Annotated in this window: 18 protein-coding genes; 14 read left to right on the top strand and 4 right to left on the bottom strand. The window is 63.0% G+C overall.

Annotated features, from left to right (window positions below):
* Positions 1-3 precede the first annotated feature (3 nt).
* The gene (locus XB14_RS22290) at positions 4-459 is read right to left on the bottom strand and encodes a helix-turn-helix domain-containing protein (protein WP_077964175.1); all 456 of its coding nucleotides are present in this window, start codon (positions 457-459) and stop codon (positions 4-6) included.
* A 433-nt stretch (positions 460-892) separates the two neighbouring features.
* Here XB14_RS22290 and XB14_RS22295 point away from each other — a divergent pair, with 433 nt between their 5' ends.
* From XB14_RS22295 to XB14_RS22320, 6 genes are all read left to right on the top strand, one after another.
* Positions 893-3,490: an SH3 domain-containing protein gene (locus XB14_RS22295; protein WP_077964177.1), complete on the top strand. Its 2,598-nt coding sequence runs from the start codon at positions 893-895 to the stop codon at positions 3,488-3,490.
* A 141-nt stretch (positions 3,491-3,631) separates the two neighbouring features.
* Entirely contained in the window at positions 3,632-5,734 is a 2,103-nt protein-coding gene (locus XB14_RS22300) for a mechanosensitive ion channel family protein (protein ID WP_143348496.1), read from the top strand.
* 36 nt (positions 5,735-5,770) lie between these two features.
* Complete coding sequence (locus XB14_RS22305; RefSeq protein WP_077964181.1) at positions 5,771-7,225, top strand: lytic transglycosylase F; 1,455 nt, start codon at positions 5,771-5,773, stop codon at positions 7,223-7,225.
* Positions 7,226-7,339: 114 nt separating this feature from the next.
* On the top strand, positions 7,340-7,618 hold the full coding sequence (locus XB14_RS22310) for a hypothetical protein (protein ID WP_143348497.1): 279 nt from the start codon (positions 7,340-7,342) through the stop codon (positions 7,616-7,618).
* 153 nt (positions 7,619-7,771) lie between these two features.
* Complete coding sequence (locus XB14_RS22315; RefSeq protein ID WP_077964183.1) at positions 7,772-8,869, top strand: glycosyltransferase family 4 protein; 1,098 nt, start codon at positions 7,772-7,774, stop codon at positions 8,867-8,869.
* Positions 8,866-9,633 (top strand): polysaccharide deacetylase family protein, encoded by a 768-nt coding sequence (locus XB14_RS22320; RefSeq protein ID WP_077964185.1) that lies wholly within the window; start codon positions 8,866-8,868, stop codon positions 9,631-9,633. The genes XB14_RS22315 and XB14_RS22320 overlap by 4 nt, the downstream gene beginning before the upstream one ends.
* A 111-nt stretch (positions 9,634-9,744) precedes the next feature.
* On the opposite strand, the gene XB14_RS22325 is transcribed toward XB14_RS22320, so the two are convergent.
* Complete coding sequence (locus XB14_RS22325) at positions 9,745-9,927, bottom strand: hypothetical protein (RefSeq protein ID WP_077964187.1); 183 nt, start codon at positions 9,925-9,927, stop codon at positions 9,745-9,747.
* Positions 9,928-10,185: 258 nt separating this feature from the next.
* Positions 10,186-11,019, bottom strand: coding sequence for an MBL fold metallo-hydrolase (locus XB14_RS22330; RefSeq protein WP_077964189.1), 834 nt, complete (start codon positions 11,017-11,019; stop codon positions 10,186-10,188).
* A gap of 279 nt (positions 11,020-11,298) precedes the next feature.
* Here XB14_RS22330 and XB14_RS22335 point away from each other — a divergent pair, with 279 nt between their 5' ends.
* A complete protein-coding gene (locus XB14_RS22335) occupies positions 11,299-12,492 on the top strand; it encodes a DUF3095 domain-containing protein (RefSeq protein WP_077964196.1) in 1,194 nt (397 codons plus the stop codon).
* 36 nt (positions 12,493-12,528) lie between these two features.
* On the opposite strand, the gene XB14_RS22340 is transcribed toward XB14_RS22335, so the two are convergent.
* Complete coding sequence (locus XB14_RS22340; RefSeq protein WP_077964198.1) at positions 12,529-13,866, bottom strand: nucleotide sugar dehydrogenase; 1,338 nt, start codon at positions 13,864-13,866, stop codon at positions 12,529-12,531.
* A 385-nt stretch (positions 13,867-14,251) separates the two neighbouring features.
* On the opposite strand from XB14_RS22340, the gene XB14_RS22345 reads away from it, so the two are divergent.
* From XB14_RS22345 to XB14_RS22375, 7 genes are all read left to right on the top strand, one after another.
* The gene (locus XB14_RS22345; RefSeq protein WP_077964200.1) at positions 14,252-15,601 is read left to right on the top strand and encodes an adenylate/guanylate cyclase domain-containing protein; all 1,350 of its coding nucleotides are present in this window, start codon (positions 14,252-14,254) and stop codon (positions 15,599-15,601) included.
* Between the two features lie 9 nt (positions 15,602-15,610).
* On the top strand, positions 15,611-16,561 hold the full coding sequence (locus XB14_RS22350) for a polysaccharide lyase (RefSeq protein ID WP_077964202.1): 951 nt from the start codon (positions 15,611-15,613) through the stop codon (positions 16,559-16,561).
* A 123-nt stretch (positions 16,562-16,684) separates the two neighbouring features.
* Complete coding sequence (locus XB14_RS22355; protein WP_077964204.1) at positions 16,685-18,577, top strand: ABC transporter ATP-binding protein; 1,893 nt, start codon at positions 16,685-16,687, stop codon at positions 18,575-18,577.
* On the top strand, positions 18,574-20,475 hold the full coding sequence (locus XB14_RS22360; protein WP_077964207.1) for an ABC transporter substrate-binding protein: 1,902 nt from the start codon (positions 18,574-18,576) through the stop codon (positions 20,473-20,475). The genes XB14_RS22355 and XB14_RS22360 overlap by 4 nt, the downstream gene beginning before the upstream one ends.
* A gap of 1 nt (position 20,476) precedes the next feature.
* A complete protein-coding gene (locus XB14_RS22365) occupies positions 20,477-21,475 on the top strand; it encodes an ABC transporter permease (RefSeq protein ID WP_034799190.1) in 999 nt (332 codons plus the stop codon).
* A gap of 29 nt (positions 21,476-21,504) precedes the next feature.
* Positions 21,505-22,647 carry an ABC transporter permease gene (locus XB14_RS22370; protein WP_077964218.1) on the top strand — a complete coding sequence of 381 codons (1,143 nt, stop codon included), beginning with the start codon at positions 21,505-21,507 and terminating at the stop codon, positions 22,645-22,647.
* A 69-nt stretch (positions 22,648-22,716) separates the two neighbouring features.
* Complete coding sequence (locus XB14_RS22375) at positions 22,717-23,934, top strand: glycosyltransferase family protein (RefSeq protein ID WP_077964220.1); 1,218 nt, start codon at positions 22,717-22,719, stop codon at positions 23,932-23,934.

Below are 23,934 nucleotides of genomic sequence, written 5' to 3' on the forward strand. Positions count from 1 at the left end.
TGCTTAGCCGTGCAGGTCCTGAGCGTGGCTCGTGGTTGAGCGGGCGGTCTCGGTCTCCGGCGTCTGGGCAACGGCAGCGACCAGCGAGATGATCTTCTTGCGTAGCACCGGGTCCGTGATCTTCAGGAACGCACGATTGAGCGCGATGCCTTCCTTTGACGAAACGAAGGACGAGATTTCGCTCGGTTCGCGTGTCGTGTCGCCCGCACCATTGCGCGCGCCGGCAGGGTCTTCACCTTCCTGGAAGAAGAAGCTCGGGTGTACGCCCAGGATATCGGCGATCGCGTGCAGACGGCTCGCGCCGATGCGGTTGGTGCCTTTTTCGTACTTCTGTACCTGCTGGAATGTGATCCCGAGACCGTCGGCCAGCTTCTCCTGGCTCAGTCCGGCCATCAACCGACGCATCCTGACGCGGGAACCGACAAAGACATCGATCTGGCTGGGGGCTTTCGTGTTCACTTGTATTTCCTCCGCACGTAGGAGTGGTCAAATCATACATATGAGTTTGCTTGAATAAATGCCCTGATGCAATCACTACGGGCTAAAACACAAAGATTTGCGACGCTTTGACGATTTCACCTGGGGAGACTGGATAGCGACCGTCGCGATCGGGACAGAAGCGGGCGCCCACAAGTGCCGGGACGGGCGGCGAGACGGTGTGCGCCCCAGCCGGCTAGCGAATCGTTTCCTTCGTCGCGACCTGGCGAAGGCACGCTCCCCGTGGCCGCGCCGACCCTCCCATTGACCCGTTACGGTCGCCGTTACTGTTACGTACTTGCGCTATGGCGGCGGGCAAAGATGCTGCAGGCTCAACCGGTTCCGGTGCCAGCTTCGGCCGAATGTCATTTCGGGCGCGCCGGGTCGGACCGCCCCGGGATCTCGGAGAACCGTAATGCGCAGATTGACACTCGCCTTGACCCTTCTCGCAATCGCCACGGTTCCGGCGCAGGCCGGGCCGGCGACGACGAGCGCGTCCGTCAATTTCCGGGAGGGACCGGGAACCGGCTTCGACAGTCTGGGCACGATCGCGGAGGGCAGCGAAGTCGACGTCAAGGAATGCGACGATGCGGGCGCCTGGTGTGCGGTGAGCTTCAACGGCCAGAACGGTTTCGTCAGCGGCAAGTACCTGAACGATGCCGATCCCAAGGGACTTGGGTGGCCGCGCGCTTTCAACACCGAAAGCGGCGCGACCATCACGCTCTATCAGCCGCAGATCAACGCCTGGAAGGATTTTACCGAACTCGATGCGCTGATCGCCGCCGAATACAAGCAGTCCGACGACGCCAAGCCGATCTTCGGCGTGGTCGGTGTGACCGGCAAGACGGACGCCGACAGCGCCTCCGGCCAGGTGGTCGTTTCCGACATCAAGATGACCGAGATCAACTTTTCCGTCCTCGATCGGAAAGAGCTGGCGGATCTGGCGCTTGAGGTCGGCAAGCTGATGCCGGTCGGAACGATTACCGTTTCGGAGGACAAGCTGACGGCGAGCCTCGCCGATTACCAGCGGCTCGGCAATGTCGACGGCCTGAAGGCCGATGCGCCGCCGATCTTTGTCAGCAGGAAACCGGCGATCCTGGTGCAGACCGACGGCAAGGCGGTGCTTGCGCCGGTCAAGGGCGTCGAGGGGCTTTCCTTCGCGGTCAACACCAATTGGGATCTGTTCAAGGTCGAGGCCGACGCGATCTATTACCTGCGCAACGACAAGGCATGGCTGCAGTCGAAGGATCTCGCCTCCGGATGGCAGCCCGCATCGTCGCTTCCGGACATTCTCAGCAAGCTGCCGGACGACGACAACTGGAGGGACGCCAAGGCGGCGATCCCGCCGCAAGCGGACAAGGTCATCGTGCCTGACGTCATCTATTCGGACAAGCCATCGGAACTGCTCGCCTTCGACGGCGAGCCGAAACTGGAGCAGGTGCCGGGCACCGGCCTCAAGGTCGCGACGAACACCGAGAGCGACGTCTTCTTTCGTGATGCGGATTCCAACTGGTACATCCTCGTTTCCGGCCGCTGGTTCGCGAGCACCTCTCTCGATGGGCCGTGGACCTTTGCGACGCCCAAGCTGCCGGCAGACTTTCAGAACATTCCGCAGGATGCGGCCTATTACACGGTGCGTTCGTCCGTTCCCGGCACGTCTGAAAACGCCGAGGCGCGGCTGAAGGCGAGTATCCCAGAAAAGGCGCGTGTCTCGCTCGACGGTTCGGTCAAGGTGGAGGTGGCCTATAGTGGCGACCCGAAGTTCGAGGAGATCGACGGAACGTCCGTTGCCTACGCCGTCAATACGAACGAGACCGTCATCAAGGTCGCAGACAAGTATTTCGTGCTGAAGGATGGCGTCTGGTTCGTCGGCGATAGCCCGACCGGGCCCTTCAGCGTCGCCAAGGCAGTGCCGGACGAGATCTATACCATTCCGCCGTCGTCGCCGGTCTACAATGCCACCTATGTGCGCATCTACGACACCGAGCCCGACGCGGTCTGGTTCGGGTACACCATGGGCTATCTCGGTGCCTATCTTGCCTGGGACACCTTCGTCTACGGCACCGGCTGGTACTATGACGACTATTGGGATTATGGCTGGGCCGGCGGCGGATACTGGCCCTATTATCCGCGCCCGGTGACCTATGGTGTCGGCGCTTTCTACAATCCGGCCGTCGGCACCTTCGGTCGTTACGGTTATGCCTACGGGCCCTATCGCGGTATCGCTGCCGGTGCCGCCTACAACCCGCGCACGGGCACCTATACGCGCGGTGCGGTCGGCTACGGACCGAATGGAGACCGCGGCTTCGTCGCAGCTTACAATCCGCGCACCGGCAATGCGGCGATCGCGCGCGGTGGGCATAACGTCTACGGAAGCTGGGGTACGGCGGCCGTCAAGCACGGCTCCGATTTCGCCCGCATCAGCGGCGGCTCGACCGCCAACGGCGCCGGCGCCCATTGGCGCACGTCGGACGGAAACCATGGCTTTGTCGCCGGTGGCAAGGGCGGCGATGTCTATGCCGGCCGCGACGGAAACGTCTATCGCCGCGACGACGGACAATGGCAGAAACACACGCCCGACGGTTGGCAGCCGGTCCAGAAACCCCTGATCCAGGACAGGACAAAGGCCGGCGAGCAGTTTTCCGCCAACCATCCGGATGCGGCCGAGAACCTGAACCAGCGGATCGACACGCGCCAGCAAGCCGGTCAAGGTGCGGCCCGCGCTCGCGCACCCGATCATCTGGCGATCGACAATATCGGGCGGCAGCTTGGCAACCAGCGCTCCTTCGAACGCCAGTCTTTCGACCAGCGGCCGTTGAATTTCCCGAACGATGGTGGGGGTGGCTTTGACCGACCCGGCGGCTTTGGTGGTGGCGGCTTCAGCGGCGGCGGCTTCCACGGTGGCGGCGGCTTCCAGGGTGGTGGTGGCTTTGGCGGTGGCGGCGGGTTTAGCGGGGGTGGCTTCCACGGAGGCGGTGGGTTCCATGGCGGTGGTGGCTTCCGCCGCCGCTGACCGCATTGCTTTTGACATTGGCGCAACAGCCCAGTGATATGTTAGCCTTTGTAATGATTGAGAGTCGTGCCGGTCGGGGGACGGGCATGCGCGTCGGGGGTACTGAGAATGGGCTGTGTCGCGTTGTCGGGTCGCTTGCTTATGGGGCCGGTCTTCGGCCTCCTTGTCTTTCTTTCGGTTGCCGTCGGGCTGGTTTCGCCAGGGCTGGCGCAGGAGGCCGCGCCTGCCGCGCCGCCGGCAAAGGTTCAGCAACTGATCCAGCTTCTCGATGATCCGGAAGTGAAGCAGTGGCTGTCGACGAAACAGGCCCCGCCCGCCGCTTCGGCCGAAGCTCCGGCCGGAACACCCGCGACCGGTGTCGTGGCGCGCTGGACCGCCGAAATCAGGCGTCACCTCACCGGGATTGGCAACGCCGTACCACGTGTCCTTCCGGAAATGCAGGCGGCGCGGCAGCGCCTTTCCGGCGACATGGAGAGCCATGGCGCTGCACCGATCCTCAGAGGATTCTTCCTGATCCTGGCGATTGGCTACGGCGCCGAATATCTCCTGCGCTGGCTGCTCGGACGCAGCCTCAAGGGGGCGGTGCTGACCGGGCCGGCCCGCACCATGCTCACACGGGTTCTGCCGCTCATCGTTTTTGCGGCTGCCAGCATGTCGGTGCTGGCGATCGCCGATTGGCCGACGCGGCTGGAAACGACGATCGCGCCGCTGCTCGGCGCCTGGATTGGCGCACGCCTTTTGATGATCATCGCCTCGGCCGTCCTGACGGGCGGACCTGTCAGCGAGGGGAGTGCGGACGGGCGAGGGGGCTATCTCTCGCTGACGCCTGATGAGGCCAGCTTCTGGCACCGGCATGCCCTGTGGCTGATCGGTGGCGGGGCGCTCGTCTGGGGCGTCGGCGATGCGATGAGCGCGCTGTCGATTTCCGCCGACGTGCGCAATCTCATCACGGCGCTGCTCGGCCTGGTGGTGCTGGGGCTTGGGATCCTCACCGTCGTGCGGCGTCCGGTTGGCACCGTTGTCGGCTCGCGCCGCATCGTCGGCAATGTGTTCCTGGTCGCCTTCCTGATCGTGCTTTGGCTGCTTTGGGTCGCCGGCATGGACGTGCTGTTCTGGATCGGCCTTTACGTGATCGGCCTGCCGCCGCTGCTGCGGTTCACAAGCGCCTTTACCAAGACGATGCTGGATAGCTCGGCAGAGGACGATCCGCGCGTGGTGCGCAACATCTTCATCGAGCGCGGCGCGCGGCTGCTTGTCATCGCTCTCGCCGCCGGCTGGCTGGCGCTCGTCTTCAAGGTCAGCGCCACGTCGATGATGCAGGACGACGCCTTCAATCGGGTGTTTCGCGGCGTTCTTGCGGGTATCGTCATCCTGCTGGCTGCCGATCTGGTCTGGCAGCTGGTCAAGGGTTTCATCAATCTGCGCGTCAAGCAGGCCAATCACGCGACCGAGGATCCGGCCGAGCGCGCCCGCAATACCCGCCTGATGACGTTGCTGCCGATCCTGCGCAACTTTCTGGCGGCCTTCATCGCCGTCGTCGCCGTGCTGATGGTGCTCTCCGGCCTTGGCGTGGAAATCGGCCCGCTGATCGCCGGTGCCGGCGTCTTCGGCGTGGCGATCGGCTTCGGCTCGCAGACGCTGGTCAAGGACGTCATCAGCGGCATCTTCTACATGATGGACGATGCCTTCCGTATCGGCGAATACATCCAGAGCGGCAGCTACAAGGGCACGGTCGAATCCTTCAGCATTCGTTCCGTCAAGCTCCGGCATCACCGCGGCCCCGTCTTCACGGTGCCTTTCGGCTCGCTCGGCGCCGTGCAGAACATGAGCCGCGACTGGGTGATCGACAAGTTCCTGATCAACGTTTCCTTCGATGCCGACGTCGCCAAGGTGAAGAAACTGGTGAAGGGCATCGGCGCCAAGCTGCTCGAGGATCCGGACATCGGGCCGCTGATCCTGGAAACGGTGAAGATGAAGGGCGTCGAGAACTTTGGCGACTACGGCATGACCTTGAGTTTCGCCATGAAGACCAAGCCGGGCGCCCAGACCCAGGTCAGGCGTCGGGCGCAGGTCATGATCAAGGAATCCTTCAAGGAAAACGGCATCAACTTCGCCTCGCCGACCGTGCAGGTGGCGGGCGACGAGCAGCAGCAATCCGTCGCCGCGGCCGCTGCGACCCGCGACGCCATCGCCAAGAAGAATGCGGCCGCCGCGCTCGGCGAAGGCGGCCCGCCGCAGGAATAGCATTTCGGCAACAGGGTTCTCGGGCTGGGGGCTGACATGAAACGCGTTCTCTTGGGGCTGCTGCTTCTCGTGTTCTTCACGGGAAGCGGTGCCTTGGCACAGTCGAACGAGCAATTCCTTCGCTCGATGTTCGTTCCCCACAAGGACGACTTCGACGGAATGGAAAAGCGGCGCGTGATCCGCATCATCGTACCGTTCAGCAAGACGATCTACTTCCTTGATCGCGGCCAGCAATTGGGCACGGCCGTCGAGTTCGGCACGGCGCTCGAAAACGAACTCAACAAGGGGAAGAAGAAGCAGATCGACAAGATCCGCGTCGGGTTCCTGCCGATGCCGCGGGCGCGTTTGCTGTCGGCGCTTGAAGAGGGGCTTGGCGACATCGTCATGGCCAATCTCACGATCACCGAGGCACGGCTTGCAAAGGTCGATTTCACCGCACCGCTCTTCGATGAAGCGCAGGAGGTGCTCGTCACAGATCCTTCGGCGCCGGCGATCGCCAGCATCGACGATTTGAGCGGGCAGGAACTGCACGTACGCCGATCGAGCAGCTACTACGAGCACTTGGCAGCGATGAGCGCAGGCTTCGAAAAGGCCGGTCGCGCGCCGATTGCGCTGAAGGACATGGATGACAACCTCGAGGACGAAGACGTCCTGGAGATGATCAATGCCGGCCTGCTGCCCTGGACGGTCGTCGACAAATACAAGGCGGACATCTGGGTGAACGTTTTCACCGACCTCAAGGTGCGCGACGACATCGTCGTCTCCGACCACGGCCAGGTCGCCTGGGCGATCCGCAAGGATAGCCCGAAGCTCAAGGCCGTCCTCGACGCCTTCGTCAAGACCCACAAGGTCGGAACAACCTTTGGCAACATTCTGAGAAACACCTATTACAAGGGCGACAAGATGCTGAAGCGCGCCTATGCGCCAGCCGATGTCGAGCGTTTCAAGCAACTGGTGGAGATCTTCCGCATCCACGGGAAGACCTATTCCTTCGACCATCTGATGCTGATGGCGCAGGGTTACCAGGAATCGCAGCTCGACCAGTCCCGCCGCAGCCACCGGGGCGCGGTCGGCATCATGCAACTGCTGCCCTCGACCGCCGCGGACAAGGCGGTCAACATAAGCGGCATCGACAAAGACGAGAACCTCAACGTCGAGGCAGGCACGAAGTATCTGCGCTACCTGGCGGATACCTATATCGACGACCCGGCCGTCACGCCGAAAAACCAGATGCTGTTTGCCTTCGCGGCTTATAACGCGGGGCCCGGAAACCTGCGCAAGTTCAGGGCCAAGGCCAAGGAGATGGGGCTCGATCCGAACCTCTGGTTCGGGAATGTCGAGAACGCAGCCGCCGCCATCGTCGGGCGTGAGACGGTTCAATACGTCAGCAACATCTACAAATACTATGTCGCCTATAGCCTGCTCTCGGAGCATGATGCAGAAACCTCGGCCGCGAAGGCTGGCAGCGCGGCAGCGGTCGCAACACCTTAAGCCTGCGCGGGTGTCCGGATCCCGAGACCTGGACGCGCGCAGGAAGAAAGAAACGAAACAAGGAGTGGCAGGCAAGGAGCGGTCGGCAGACGGCGATGCACCTGCCAGGTGGTCATGGTGAAAAACATCCGCAGTCTCGGCGGCCTCTCTGGCCTGCTTGTCCTGTCCGCGGTGGCGCTTGCGAGTTGCACGACACCGGACCTTGAGCCGATCCCCGGCAGCATCACCTATGGCGGACAGCCGCGCACGAAGCTGACGAAGGCGCCGGTCGGCAGCATCGTTCCGCACCGCTTCACCAGCGGCAACAGTTTCGTTCAGGAAACCTATGTCATCGAGCCGGACCGTTCGCTGAGGCTCATCCGCCGGGACTACTACGATCTGCCGATCGACTGATGAAGCGCTGGTGGTCGGGGCCTGCATTCGCCTCAGCGCACGCGGACTGCGCACTGACGTAAGGGCTGCCTGTCTCGGCCCCCGCCGGAAAGCGGCATGCTACCGGCGCAGTCGGTTGACAGTCCGCCGCGGAGAAACGATAGCTCGCTTTGGATGAAGATCGCCTTTTACGCACCGCTGAAGTCCCCTGACCACCCGGTTCCCTCGGGTGACCGGCTGATGGCGCGCATGCTGGTCGCAGCGCTGCGGGCGGGAGGGCACGAGGTCACCGTCGTCTCGTCCTTGCGCAGCTTCATGGCGACCGCGTCTGCTGCGGATTTTCATGAGCTGGAGCGGGCGGCGGCGGACGAAGTCACGCGCCTTCGGGAGGGCTGGAAGCGTGACGGGGCGCCTGATCTCTGGTTCTGCTACCATCCCTACTACAAGGCGCCGGATCTCCTCGGTCCTGTGCTCGCCGCCGAGTTCGCCACCGCGTACGTGACGGTTGAGGCCTCCTATTCGATGCGGCGAAACGAGGGCGTGCGCGCGATCGCCCAACGCCATGTGCTTGCCGGCATCGAACAGGCCGCGGTCAACATCTGCCTGACGCGGCGGGACCGGGATGGCCTGCTGGAAGCAGCACCCACGTGCAGCCACGCGATGCTTGCGCCGTTCATCGATGCGACGCCTTTCACGCCGGGCGGTCCCCGAGGGGATGATCTTTGCCGCATGGTCGTGGTCGCGATGATGCGCAGCGGCGACAAGCTGGACAGCTACCGCATGCTGGCGCAATCGCTGCTGCCGATCGCCGACGATCGCTGGACCCTGACTGTCGTCGGCGATGGTCCGTGTCGCGATGAGGTGCGGCAGGCCTTCTCGGCCCTGCCGTCCGACCGGCTGGAATGGCTCGGCGAAAGAAGTGCGGCCGATCTGCCGGCTATTCTGGCGCGCAGCGATCTCTACGTCTGGCCCGGCTGCGGCGAGGCCTACGGGCTTGCCTATCTTGAAGCACAGGCCGCGGGCCTGCCGGTCGTTGCACAGCATACGGCCGGCGTGCCGGAGGTGGTCAGGCACGGCGAGACCGGGATTCTTACGCCCGACGGCGATGTCGCCGCCTTTGCTGCGGCTGTGCGCGTGCTGATCGAGGATCCGGCCCGCCGCCGGAGACTGGGCGCGGCCGCCGGGCGGTTCGTGCACGACGAGCGCTCCTTCCCGGCCGCGGCGCGGCGGCTGCGCGCGATCTTTGACGAGTACCTGGAGACGACGGCATGAGCGAAACCCATTGGCATCAGCTTGCTGAGGCGCTCGACCGCGTGGCGGCATCCGGGCGACGCGTGGATTTCTGGCTTCGGGACGACGACGCCGCGGAGCCCTCGGCGGCGCTCGACCGCCTGTTGTCGCTGGTCGACAAGTTCGAGGTTCCCGTGGTCGTCGCCGCGCCGCCGGCCCTTGCGGGCGAAGCGCTGGCGCGCCGCCTCGATGGCCATGCCGGCGTCAGTGTCGCGGAGCACGGATGGGCCCATCGCAACCACGCCCCGCCGGAGGAAAAGAAACAGGAACTCGGCGCGCACCGCCCGCGCGCCACGGTTCTCCGCGAACTCGCCGAGGGTTATGCGCGGCTTCAGGCGCTGTTTCCGCGGAGCTTCGTGCCGATGCTGGTGCCGCCGTGGAACCGGATCGATCCTTCACTGCTGGACGGCCTGCCCGGAGTCGGTTTTGCGGCTCTTTCTGTCTTCGGACCGGAAAAGCCGTCGCCGTTCAGGCTCGTCAACACCCATGTCGACGTGATGGACTGGCACGGAACGCGCGGTTGCCGCGACCACGCGTCGATCGTCGCCGATACCATCGGCAGGCTGAGGCAGGTTTGCGGCGATGACGAGAGGAGACCGGACCAGACGGGACGCACCGTCGGGCTGCTGACCCATCATTTGGTTCACGACGAGGCCGTCTGGTCGTTCATGGAACAACTTTTCTCCATGACGGCGAAGCATCCGGCCTGTCGCTGGCGCGCCGGTCTCGATCTCATCGATCAGTGATCTGGCCGAGCGGCCGACGATTGCCGATGTCGACGTGTTGCCGAGCGGCGTGCCTTTCTCCGGATGGCCCGAGCGCATCAAACGATCTTCGACCTCTGGCCGCCCGCCGCTTCAGCCGCTCCCGGGCACGACACTTTCTTCGTCCTTATCCGGCAGCGACCCGGTGCCAGGCGTCTTGCTCTTGTCGGTCAGCCGGTCCTTTGCGTGAGGCCCTGCGGTTGGAAGATGCTGTCCGCCTGACGGCTCCTTCCCGGTTTCCTCGATCGCGTGTTGGGCCTTCTTGTCCTTGCTCATTTGCTGTTTCTCCTTGGACAAGGGGAATCCACGGAGCGTGAAATGGTTCCAGCCGGGTCGTCTTCTACGCGGCAGAGAGGTGACGGACCGGATCGAGCGTTCGCGGCAAAGGCCATCCGCGGTTTGTGCGGAGCCGGTTGAGGAGGTGCTGTCGCGGGCGGCACTTACGACTGCAAAAGCAGCTTTGGTCCGATCAGCGGTGCAGCTCCGGCACGCGCGGCTCTCGTGAGGGGTACGTCCCGACACGATTTCAGACGTTTAGCCCAGATCGATGATCTGTCCGTCGCGGGCGGCAAAGGCCCCGGCGAAGGTGGCCTGAACGTCGCGTTCCATCGCCGCCAATGCCTCGTCAGTGCGCGACGGGTCGTGATGGAACATGGCGAGTTGCTTGACGCCCGCGGCCATCGCCAGTCGCGCGCCATGCATGCCGGTCGAATGTCCGTATCCCTGAAAATGCTCCATCTCGCTTTCGAGATAGGTGCAGTCGTAGACGAACAGGTCCGCGCCGGCGATCAGTTCGAGGACGCCGGGATCGAGAACGCCCGGCTCGTGTTCGGTATCGTAGACGAGGGCGACGGCGCGCCCGTTCCATTCGATCCGGTAGCCGACGCAGCCACCGGGATGGTTGAGGCTCGTCGTGCGGATGGTGACGCCGGCGCGCGGCGTCAGCACGTCGCCGGGCTTGAAGTCCATGCCGTCGAGGCTTGCCTGACAGATATCAGGATCGACCGGGAACCACGGCGGGCGCATGAAATCGCGGATCATCTCCCGCGTGGTCATGGTGCCGTGCAGATGGCCGGACCAGAAGCGCACCGAATTGCGACACTTGTAGATGGGCTTGAAGTAGGGAAGGCCGATGATGTGGTCGTAGTGGCTGTGGGTGAAGAACAGATCGAACTCTTCGACACCTTCGGCGATCAGGGCATAGCCCGCCTCGCGCAGGCCGGACCCGGCATCGAACAGCAACACGTCCTTTCCGCATCGAACCTCGATGCAGGACGTATTTCCCCCATAGGCGACGTATTGTTGGCCGGAGACCGGCAAACTTCCTCTTACGCCCCAGAACCGCACTCGAAAGTTGTCGTCACGCATTCAGTTTCGGCTTCACTACGCACGCTTGGACCATTTTGATCCTTGTGTGACTGTTAAACAAGCACAGATGGCCACACCCCTGCAATGCCATGGGTTATTATTTGGAAACTAACCATCGCGTCGCCAAGTCTCGCTCCTGCCAAATCCGCTCCTCGCGCATGTTGTAGGCCGCCGAACCGGACAGGGGTGTCCCCTTGGTAACAGCCAATGAAACTTTTTGTTGCGCTCCCGCGTGAATTATCTGACGAACGTTAAGCGGGAGCGAAGATCGAGGCGCAGATGGCTGAGGCAATCGAAGGGCGATTTTACGATAACGTGCCACTTTTCGACGCCTTCGAAGGCGTTGCGGACGAGGCGAATTACCGGCCGTTGCCGGACGGTTGGCTGCTGGCCGTCGCCGATATCGTCAACTCGACCGGTGCGATTGCCGAAGGTCGGTACAAGACGGTCAACATGGCCGGCGCGAGCGTCATATCCGCCCTGATGAACGTTCTCGAAGAAAAGACGATGCCCTTCGTATTCGGGGGGGATGGCGCGTTGGCGGCCCTGCCGGCACCGATGGCCGACAGGGCGCGGGACGCGCTTGCAGCCGTAAAGACCTGGGTGGCAGAGGAACTTGACCTTGAGTTACGGACCGCGCTCGTTCCCGTCAGCGACATTCGCCAGCATGGGCTGGATATGCGTGTCGCCCGCTTCAAGGCCAGTGACGAGGTTTCCTACGCGATGTTTGCGGGCGGAGGCGCAAGCTGGGCGGAGGCGGCAATGAAGTCCGGGCGCTATCACGTCGCCGCGGCGCCAGCCGGCAGCCGCCCGGACCTGACCGGCCTTTCCTGCCGCTGGAACCCGATCGAGTCCCGCCACGGTACCATCGCCTCGATCATCGCGGTGCCGGGGGCGAAGGGCAACGGTCCGGAGTTCCAAGCACTGATCGCCGACATCGTCGCGCTTGCCGACGAGGAAGATCGCAATGGTCACCCCGTTCCCGCGCTCGGGCCGGCACCGCGGTTCTCTTTCCGCGGAATCGAGACGGAAGCGCGCGCTGCGGCGCCCCGGGGACGCCGCGTCGGCGCACGCGTCTGGATCACGCTGCAGACGCTGGCGCTCTTCGTCTGTCTCAAGATGGGCTGGAACCTCGGGACTTTCGACACGACCCGCTACCGTCGCGACCTCGCCGACAACACCGACTTCCGCAAATTCGACGATGGCCTGAAAATGACGGTCGACATCAGCGCCGAGCGCCTCCGGCGGATCGAGGCGCGATTGCAACAGGCAGAGGCACAGGGGGTGGGCCACTATGGTCTGCACCAGCAGGACTCGGCGCTGATGACCTGCATCGTGCCGACGCCGATGTCCCGCGACCACATGCATTTCGTCGACGGTGCCTCGGGCGGCTATGCCGTGGCGGCGAGCAAGCTCAAGGCCGCGCTGGCGCGCAACAAGGCTGCTCACCCCTTCGCCGGCGGGGCCATCTAGCTTTTCAGCTTTCAGGGATCCGCGCCGGCTGCTGGCTTATGCCTTGATGATGTGGTTGCCCATCAGCCCGTTGCGGTGGAAGACGTTACGCGTATCGACAAGGAGTGGCGCCCAGTCGGAAAGTGCTGCGTAGTCCACCTGATCGTGGTCCGTGGCGATCAGCACGGCGTCGAACGCACCCACCGTGGCTTCGTCGAGCACAACCGAACGCCGGCCCTTCAGGGCGGCATACTCGCGCGTCGGCGGGATCTCGGCAACATAGGGATCGTGATAGGCGGTGCGTCCGCCGCGCTCCTCGATCAGTTCGATCAGGCGGAGGGACGGGCTCTCGCGAATGTCGGGAACGTTCTTCTTGTAGGCCAGGCCGATGACAAGCACGTTGGAGCGGCTGAGCGCCTTGCCCGCGTGCCGGTCCAGCGCCTCGGCAAGCCGGCTGACGACGTGGCGCGGCATGGCCGAGTTGATCTCGCCGGCAAGCTCGATGAAGCGCGTCGGCAGTTCGTATTCGCGTGACTTCCAGGTGAGGTAGAACGGGTCGATCGGGATGCAATGGCCGCCGAGGCCGGGGCCCGGATAGAAGGGCATGTAGCCGAACGGCTTGGTCTTTGCCGCCTCGATCACCTCCCAGACGTCGATGCCCATCGCCTCGTAGACAATCTTCAATTCGTTGACGAGCGCGATGTTGACCGAGCGGAAGATGTTCTCCGTGAGCTTCACGGCCTCCGCCGTGGCGTTGGAGGAGACCGGAACGACGGTCTTGACCACCGAGGCGTAGAATGCCTCCATCAGTTTTGCCGCCTCGGGTCCGTCGCCGGCGACCACCTTCGGAATGCTCACGGTCTCATAGACGGGGTTGCCCGGATCCTCGCGCTCCGGCGAAAAGCCGACGAAGAACTCGGCGCCCGACTTCAGTCCGGTTTCTTCGAGGATGGTGCGCACGACGCCATCGGTCGTTCCCGGGTAGGTGGTCGATTCCAGCACGATGAGCTGCGCCGGCCGGAGGGTCGCAGCGATCGCGCGTGAGGTGTTTTCGACGAAAGACAGGTCCGGGTCGCGGTGTTTGGTGAGCGGCGTCGGCACGCAGATGATGATCACGTCGCAATCCGCAAGGGCTCCGAAATCCGTCGTGGATCTGAAGCGTCCGGCGCCAGCTTGCTGTGCAAGCACAGCGTCCGGGACTGCCGCGATGTAAGACTTGCCCGCGTCGAGCGCGACGATCTTGCCGGGGTCGATATCGAAACCGATGACGGAGTAGCCCGCGCGCGCCGCCGCGATCGCCAAAGGCAGGCCGACATAGCCAAGGCCGATGACGCCGACCTTGGCGCTGCGGGCAGAGATGGACGACAGCAGGCTTTCGAAGTGAGGTGAGGTCAAGTTTCGGTTCCGGATCTCGTGGGCAGACGGGCAACGCCGCGCGAACATGTCGTGGTTTGTTGGAGAGAAACAAGTCCCAAGTCAAGCGAGGGGCGGCGCCGCGCAGGCAAGCAGGCGATTGAGCCGGCTATCAAATCTTCGTGCGGCAACACGCCGGAAAAATCTTCGCCGGCCTCTGGAAATCGGAGCCCGTCGTAAATATCTGCAACATATAAGTGCCGCATTCCGGGTGCCTGCACGTCATCGACGCCGGAATCGGCTGGAGCATTTTCTTAACGGGCACGGCTCATCATCATCCACCGCGAACATGAACCGGCGTCGCGCCGGGGCGTTCGCCGTCTCCGGATGGTGAATTGGGGACGGTCTGTCATGATGAGGACGCGAAATGGGACCGACGAACGACAACGTATCCGAAATCCTCATCGACAAGGTTGCCGACTGGCTGATGCGCACATCGCTGAGCGACGCGCCGCTGGAGACGATCGTCAAGGGCTTCTGCGAGCGGCTGGCCGCCGCCGGTCTGCCACTGATGCGCGTTCATCTTTCCTTCTCGATGCTGCACCCGCTTTACGATGCGCTCGGTTTCACCTGGGTGCGCGGCAAGGGCGTCGAGGTGAGCGGCCTGCGCCACGAGGAACTGGCGCTCAATCCCGAGCGGTTCCTGCAGAGCCCCTACTATTACCTGCTCAACAACAATCTCGAGCATGTCCGCCGGCGCATCTACCAGGATACGCCGTCCGAGTTCCCGATCTTCGACGACCTCAAGGAGATGGGGGCAACCGACTATCTGGCCTTCATGCAGACGCTGGGCGCCGATTCCGGCCATGGCATGGTCGGATCCTGGACGACGGACCGTCACGGCGGGTTCACCGACGACGTGATCGGCGCGTTGCTGAAGCTGCAGTATCACCTGGCGGTCGCCGCGAAGATGGCGGTGCTCGGCAAGCTCGCCGACAATATGCTGACCACCTATCTCGGTTCCAGCGCCGGCCGGCGCGTGATGAGCGGGCAGGTGCGCCGCGGCGACGGCGAGACCGTGCGCGCCATCCTGGTCATGGGCGACATGCGCCGCTCGACGATGCTTGCGGAGAAGGAAGGGCGCCAGTCCTATATCGAGACGCTCAATACCTATTTCGATGCGATCGCGGCGCCGTTCAACCGCAACGGCGGCCATATCTTGAGTTTTGTCGGTGACGGGTTCATCGCGGTCTATCCGTGCGGGCGACATAAGGAACCTTCGGAATTTGCCGCCCGCGAGGCCTTTGCCGCCGTGCGCGCGGCAACGGCGCGCATGGAGATGCTGAACGGCGAGCGGCGCAACCAGTCGCGTGATCCGATCGGCTACGGCATCGGCTTGCACGTCGGCAACGTGATGTTCGGCAATGTCGGCCTGCGCGACCGGCTGACGTTTTCCGCCTTCGGCTCTGCGGTCAACGAAGTCCAGAGGTTGCAGAACCTGACCAAGAAATACGCCCACAGCGTCGTCGCAAGCGAAGCCTTCGTCAATTATTGCGGCGGCGACTGGACGGCCCTTGGCCAGGAAAAACTGAGGGGCGTTCGGCAGAAATTCACGATCCTTTACCCCAACGACGCGGCCTTGCTCGCAAGGGCCGACGAGCGCTTCGACGACGTATTGCAGGATGGACTTTCCGAGGCGGAGCATGTCATGTTGCTTCACCGCAATACCCGTCCGCTCCAGCCGCCACGCGGCCTCATCGACAAGATGCTTCAATAAGGGGGAACAATGCTCCGAGCCGTCCTTTTCGCCGCTTCCTTCGCGATCGCCGGGAGCGCGATGGCGCAGCCATGGGAAACCAAGCTTATCGACGGTTTCGAGGGGCAGAATTTCGCGCCTGAGGGCGGGCTCTACTATCGCGAGAACTTCGAGCAGACCGCCGGAACGGTGGAGTTTCAGAACCAGGTCACGCGCAACGGCAGCGGGGCGCTCAAGCTGAGCGTCGTTCCGACCTGTCCCGATTCGCTCGACGGTTGCAGCGAGCGGGCGGAAATCTGGGAGAAGACGGCACTGCGCGTGCCCTACGACAAGGGGGTGTGGTATGGGTTCGCGGTCAAGTTTGCCGAGCCGATCCCCAATGAGGATCATCGCTACCTGATCGCCCAGTGGAAGCGCGAGATCGACCCGGGCGCCGAGGGCGATTTCAGCCCGTTCCTCGCGCTCAGGCTCGAGGCCGGCAAGCTCTTCGCCACGGTGGAGACGAACTACATCGCGCCGCTGTCGGCCGGTCCTGAAGGGAAGCCGGCGAGCTGCAAGTCCGGCGAGATCCCCGTGTGGGGGCGGCCCGGCGTCAACCAGATGCGCATGCTGGTCGCCGCAGACAGCAACTGGGAGCTTATTGACGGCAGTCTCTTCAATGCCTGCACCGATGCTGTCAAAGTGACGAACCACGGCAATCCGCTGCCCGACCCGAAGTCCGGCTGGATCGACTTCGCGATCTATACGCTGCCGGGGGCCAACGGCACGGGGCGCATCGAACTCTTCGCCAACGACAAGCCGATCATCACGGTAACGGGCCATATCGGCCACGACGACAAGGGGCTCGGCAGGAACCAGTACTTCAAATTCGGTCCCTATCGGGCAGCCGATACGACCGACTGGACGCTGTTCTACGACGACTTCCGTCGCTCGCCGAATTGCGCCGATGTCTTGAAGTCCGGTGCGTGCCCCACGCTCTAACCAACTGAACATGCAGGTGGGTATAGCCTCGGCTGCGACCGGGCGTGCTGGACAGCCCTTAGAAGCTGCGCTAGTCTTTTTTTAGAGGCGGCGGATAAAAAGCAATGAGGGAAGCGTGCTGCTATGACATCTGGGGCGGACCTGCTTCGAGTTGAAGGTCTGCGGATCACATTCTCGGTGCTCGGCGGCGAAGTTCAAGCCGTCAATAACGCGAATTTCAGAATTTTGCCCGGCAAGGTCACGGCGCTTGTCGGCGAATCCGGATCGGGGAAATCTGCAATCAGCCAGGCGGTGATGGGCATTTTGCCCAACGTCGCCAAGGTTGGTGGCAAAATTTTGTTCAACGATCCGACGTCGGCGGCAAAGCCGATCGACCTGCTCTCGCTGGAGCGGGAAGGGGAGGAAATCCGGGGCCTGCGCGGCACGCGCATCAGCAAGATCTTCCAGGAGCCGATGACGTCGCTGTCGCCGCTCCACACGATCGGAAACCAGATTTCCGAAGTGCTGAAGATCCACACGGACGCGGAAAAAGCGGAACGCCGGGCACGCACGGAAGAGCTGCTCGGCTATGTCGGCTTCGCCAATCCGAAGCGCGCCTACGACATGTATCCGTTCGAGCTTTCCGGCGGCATGCGCCAGCGCGCGATGATTGCCATGGCATTGATCTGCCGGCCGGCGCTGCTGATTGCCGACGAGCCGACGACGGCGCTCGACGTGACCGTCCAGGCGCAGATCCTGAAACTCCTGCGCGAGCTTCAGGTCAAGCTCAACATGGCGATGCTGCTGATCACGCACGATCTCGGCGTCGTCGCCAACATGGCCGACGAGGTTGTGGTGATCTATCACGGCCAGATCGTCGAGGCCGGTCCGGTCGAAGCGATCTTCCGCAACCCGCAGCATCCCTATCTCAAGGGCCTGATGGCCGCCGTTCCGCATTTCGACATGAAGCCAGGCGAGCGGCTTAAGGCGTTGCGCGAGGTGCCGGTCAAGGCCGGCACGCTGCTCGGGACCTCGGCCGCCGACCGGCGCGCCGGCCCCGACGTGCTTTTGTCCGTGCGCAATGTCTCGAAGACCTACGGAACGCGGAAGTCTTCCTGGTTCGGTGCTGGCGAGCATACGCTGCACCGCGCCGTCGACGATGTCAGCTTCGACATCCGCCGCGGCGAATGCCTCGGCCTTGTCGGGGAAAGCGGTTGCGGCAAGACGACCGTCAGCAAGATCCTGATGCGGGCCGTGACGCCTGATCAGGGGTCGGTGACCTTCGACAATGGCGAGGGGCCGGTCGATGTGCTGAAGGTGCAGGGCGACGACCTGAAGACCATGCGATCCAAGATCCAGATGGTCTTCCAGGATCCGGTCTCCTCGCTCTCGCCGCGTATGACCGTCAAGAACATCCTCAGCGAACCGCTCGAGATCCACGGGCGCGGAACGGGAAAATCGCGCGAAGAAACGGTGCGTTCGCTGCTGCAGGCCGTCGGCCTCGATCAACGCTTCATCAACCGTTATCCGCACAGCTTCTCCGGTGGCCAACGCCAACGCATCGGCATCGCCCGGGCTCTCGCGCTGGTGCCCGAACTGCTGATCTGCGACGAGCCGGTTTCCGCACTCGACGTCTCCGTCCAGGCGCAAATCCTCAACCTTCTGAAGGACCTGCAGAAGGAACTGGGTCTGACCTGCCTGTTCATCTCGCACAATCTCGCGGTTGTCGACTACATGGCGGACCGCATCGCCGTGATGTGCGCCGGCCGCATCGTCGAGCTCGCGCCGCGCGAGGTGCTGATGCGTAAACCGGTGCATCCCTATACCAAGTCGCTGCTGGCGGCGGTTCCCTATCCGGATCTCGACCGGCCGCTCGATTTCGACCGGCTGAAGGATAGCGAAGGATCGGATATGCGGCGCTGGGGACCGCAGTTCCGGGACGACGATGCTGGCGACGCGCTGACCCCCGCGGACCTCGGTGGCGACCACTTCGTTCTGGCGCGCCGATCCGTGGATGCAAGGGAGTTACGGCCATGATCACCCGCCGAACTGTACTGGCATTGCTTGCGACCGTGGCTCTGCCGACGCGGCTCTTCGCCGCTCCCAGCGAGCCAGCGTTCCTTGAGAAGCTGATTGCCGACGGCAAGCTGCCGCCGCTTGCCGAGCGCTTGCCCAAGACGCCACGTGTCATCAACGTCGCGGCCATGGGGCGCCAGCCCGGCAAGTACGGCGGCGAGGTGCGCATGCTCATCGGCAGCGCCAAGGACATTCGCCTGATGACGATCTACGGCTATGCCCGTCTGGTCGGTTTCGACGAAACGCTGAAGATCGAAGCGGATGTCCTCGAAAGCTTCGAGGGTGTCGAGGATCGCATCTTCACCTTCCATATCCGCGAAGGTCACAAATGGTCCGACGGCACGCCGCTGACGTCGGAGGATTTCCGCTATTGCTGGGACGACGTGCTCAACAACGAGAAGCTGAGCCCGGCCGGACTGCCGACGGCGCTGGTCATGGATGGTGAGCCCGCCAAGTTCGAAATCATCGACGAGCGCACGGTTCGCTATTCCTGGTCGACGCCCAATCCGGACTTCCTGCAGAAGCTTGCCGGCCCCCAGCCGCTGGTGGTGGTGGTGCCGTCGGCCTACCTCAAGCAGTTCCACGAGAAGTATCAGGAGGAGGACAAGCTCAAGGCCCTGATGAAGGAGGAGCGGGTCAAGAAATGGAGCCAGCTGCATATGCGCATGGCTCGTTCCTACCGTCCGGAGAACCCGGACCTGCCGACGCTTGATCCCTGGCGCAACACGACGCCGCTTCCAGCCGAACAATTCGTCTTCGAACGCAATCCCTATTATCATCGTGTCGACGAGAACGGCCTGCAGCTACCTTATATCGACAAATTCGTGCTCAGCGTCAGCTCGTCGGCATTGATCCCGGCCAAGACCGGCACCGGCGAAAGCGACCTGCAGGCGACCGGTATCGACTTCGTCGACTATACCTTCCTCAAGGATTCCGAGAAACGCTATCCGGCGAAGGTGCTGCTGTGGAAGAAGACGCAAGGCTCGCGCCTGGCGCTCCTTCCCAACCTCAACTGCTCGGATGCGGTCTGGCGGCCGCTATTGCAGGATGTGCGCGTTCGCCGCGCCCTGTCGCTTGCCATCGATCGCACCGAAATCAACAAGGCGGTGTTCTACGGGTTGACGAAAGAGAGCGCCGACACGGTCCTGCCCGAGAGCCCGCTCTTCCGACCCGAGTTCGCCAACGCCTGGGTCGCCCATGATCCGGCGCAGGCCAATGCGCTGCTCGACGAAGCGGGTCTCACCAAGAAGGGCAGCGACGGCATCCGTATTCTCTCCGACGGCCGCGCGGCGCAGATCGTCGTGGAAACGGCCGGGGAAAGCACGCTCGAGACGGACGTGCTGCAACTCATCACCGACTACTGGCAGAAGATCGGGATATCGCTCTTCATCCGCACCTCGCAGCGCGACACGTTCCGCAGCCGCGCCGTCGGCGGCGAGATCATCATGTCGATGTGGTTCGGCATAGACAACGGCGTGCCTACGGCGAGCATGAACCCCGGGCAGCTCGCGCCGACCGCGGACGACCAGCTGCAATGGCCGGTCTGGGGGCTGAACTACCTTTCCCACGGCGAAATGGGCCAGGCTCCGGACCTTCCGGCAGCTGTCGAACTGACGGAACTGCTGCAGCGCTGGCGCCATTCGTCCGAGGACGCGGAGCGAACGGAGATATGGGGCCGGATGCTCTCGATCTACACCGACCAGGTCTTCTCGATCGGCATCGTCAACGCTTCGCTCCAGCCGATCCTCGTGGCGAACAAGCTGAAGAACGTGCCTGACACGGCGCTCTACGGCTTCGACCCCACGTGTTATTTCGGTGTCTACAAACCCGACACCTTCTGGATCGAACAGGAAGGCTGACATGCTGCGATATATTCTCTGGCGTATCGCGGCGATGGCTCCGACCCTCCTCATCATTTCCGCTCTTGTCTTCACCATCATCGAGCTGCCGCCGGGCGACTACTTCGAGAGCTATGTCGCCGAGATCAAGGCGCAGGGCGAAGGCGTCGACATGGAGCAGATCGAGGCGCTCCGGAAGGAGTACGGCTTCGACCAGCCGCCGGTCCTGCGATATGTCTATTGGCTCGGCGGCATGCTGCAGGGCGATTTCGGCTATTCCTTCGAGTACGAGCTTCCGGTGAGCGCCGTCGTCGGCGACCGCCTGTGGCTGACGATCCTCGTCTCCTTCGTCACCATCATCTTCACCTGGCTGATCGCCTTTCCGATCGGCATCTACTCGGCGACCCATCAATATAGCTGGGGAGACTACGGCCTCTCGCTGATGGGCCTGATCGGCATCGCCATCCCCAACTTCATGCTGGCGCTGATCCTGATGTATTTCGCCAATATCTGGTTCGGGATCTCGATCGGCCACCTGATGGACCAGAAGTATCTGGCCGAGCCGATGAGCTGGGAGAAAGCGAAGTCGATCCTCGAACACATCTGGATACCGGTCATCATCGTCGGGGCGGCGGGAACCGCCGGCATGATCCGGCGCCTGCGCGCCAACCTGCTCGACGAGTTGCAGAAGCAGTATGTGGTGACGGCGCGCGCCAAGGGGCTGTCGCCGATGCGCACACTGGTGAAGTATCCGCTGCGCATGGCGCTTAACTTCTTCATCTCGGATATCGGGTCGATCCTGCCGGCGATCATTTCCGGCGCTGAAATCACAGCGATCGTGCTGTCGCTCGAGACGACCGGCCCGATGTTGATCAAGGCGTTGCAGAGCCAGGACATGTATCTTGCCGGGTCCTTCCTGATGTTCCTGGCCTTCCTGACGGTGATCGGCGTGCTGATCTCCGACATAGCGCTCGCCATCCTCGATCCCCGAATTCGGCTGCAAGGCAGGAGCACCAAGTGACGTCATTTCTTCCGGCGCCCGGCGAGCCTATGCCACATTACGTATCGACCGCCCCGTTCGACCCCTATTCCGTCGAGGCGATGACGGACGAGCAGGTGCGTGTCAATCAGGCGTCCCAGTTGCGGCTGATGTGGTGGAAGTTCCGCCGCCACCGGCTCGCGCTTGCTTCCGGCATTTTTCTTGCCGCGCTCTACCTGATGATCGTCGTCTGCGAGTTTCTGGCGCCTTACAACCTGCATACGCGCAACATGGACTATATCTACGCTCCGCCGCAGGCGGTGCACCTCTTCCATGAGGGCACGTTCGTCGGACCCTTCGTCTACGGCCGCACGATGACGCTGGATATGGAAACGCTGAAGCGCAACTACGCCGACGATACCAAGGACGTGCAGCGGCTTCGCTTCTTCTGCCGCGGCGACGGCTATCGTTTCTGGGGCCTGTTCGAGAGCAACGTGCATTTCGTCTGCCCCGCGGAAGGCGGTCAAGCCTTCTTTCTCGGAACGGATCGCCTCGGTCGCGACGTGCTGTCGCGCATCATCTATGGCGCGCGGATTTCGCTGACGATCGGCCTGCTCGGCATCACCGTGAGCTTCGTGCTCGGTATCGTCATCGGCGGCCTCGCCGGCTATCACGGCGGCGTCTTCGACCTCGTCGTCCAGCGCGTGATCGAGGTGCTGCAGTCGATCCCGAGCATTCCGCTCTGGCTGTCGCTGGCGGCGATCATGCCGGCGACCTGGAGTCCGATCTTCATCTATCTGGCGATCACGATCATCCTCGGCCTGCTCGATTGGACCGGGCTTGCCCGCGCCGTACGCTCGAAGCTGCTGGCGCTGCGCGAGGAGGACTATGTGCTTGCGGCCCAGCTGATGGGCGCAAGGAGCAGCCGCATCATCGGCCGGCATCTCGTCCCCGGTTTCATGTCGCACCTGATTGCCACCGCGACGATCTCGATTCCTGGCATGATCCTCGGCGAGACGGCGCTCAGCTTCCTCGGCCTCGGTCTCAGGCCACCCATCACCAGCTGGGGTATTCTGCTGACGGAGGCAAAAAGCGTCAGCGTCATTGCTTTCTATCCCTGGCTCCTATTTCCCACAATTCCGGTCATTCTTGTGATTTTGGCGTTCAACTTCTTGGGAGATGGCTTGCGTGACGCGGCCGATCCCTACAAATGAAGCCCGGATTGACGCGGCCGTACTGCCAGCGTGAATGGTTCATCGTACCCTGAGCGAAAGGTTTCTTGCATGATGCGGCGTTTCGAAGATGCCCGGATCCTCATGTATAGCCATGACACGTTCGGGCTCGGACACCTGAGGCGTTGCCGTACGATCGCGCATTCGCTGGTGGAAGACTATCGCGGTTTGAACATCCTGATCATTTCCGGCGCGACGATCGCGGGTGCCTTCGACTACCGCGCGCGCGTGGATTTCGTGAAGATCCCGAGCGTCATCAAGCTGCACAATGGCGACTATACCTCGCTCGATCGCCACATCGAACTCGACGAGACTTTGAAGATGCGCCAGGCGATCATTCGCCATACGGCCGAGACGTTCAAGCCGGACATCTTCATCGTCGACAAGGAGCCGATGGGCTTGCGCGGCGAGGTCGAGGAGACGCTCACCTACCTGAAAGCGCACGGCACGACGCTGGTCCTCGGCCTGCGCGAAGTCATGGATGCGCCGCATCTCCTGGAGGCGGAGTGGAAGCGGCGCGACACCATGCGCAAGATCGAGCAATATTACGATACGATCTGGGTCTACGGCCCGCCGGATTTCTACGACCCGCTCACCGAACTCGACGTGCCGCCAGCGGTAAGGGAACGGATGAACTTCGTCGGCTTCCTGCAGCGCAGCGTCCCGCGCGAGGAATTGCCGGGACACAAGCCTGAGGGCGACTACATCCTCGTCACCACGGGTGGTGGCGGCGACGGCGCCGACCTCATCCACGACGTCATTCACGCCTATCAGGAAGACCCTGAGCTTACGCACAAGGCACTGATCGTGCTCGGCCCCTACATGCCGGTCAAGAAGCGGGAGAAGCTGATCCGCAAGGGCAGCAAGATCCCCTATATCAAGGTGATCGAGTTCGACAACCGCATGGAGGAACTCATCGCCGGCGCGAAAGGCGTCGTCGCGATGGGCGGTTACAACACCTATTGCGAAATTCTCTCCTTCGACAAGCCGGCGCTGATCGTACCGCGCATCCAGCCGCGCGAGGAGCAATTGATCCGTGCCCGTCGTGCCGCCGAGCTGGGCTTGGTCGAGATGCTGCTGCCTAACGAGGCGGAGGATCCGCTGCGGCTGGCGGCAGCGCTGAAGGCGCTGCCCTATCGCGCTCCGCCGTCGAAAAGCAGCGCCAACGGCCTGCGGCTGGAAGGTCTCGTGCACATCTCCGAAATCGTCAGCAGATGGCTGCAACGGTCATCCGCCGACCACCTGAACATCGTGAAGAAATCGAGCTGA

Origin of the sequence: Ensifer adhaerens, assembly GCF_002007205.1 — a bacterium.
GTDB classification, from domain to species: domain Bacteria; phylum Pseudomonadota; class Alphaproteobacteria; order Rhizobiales; family Rhizobiaceae; genus Ensifer; species Ensifer adhaerens_D.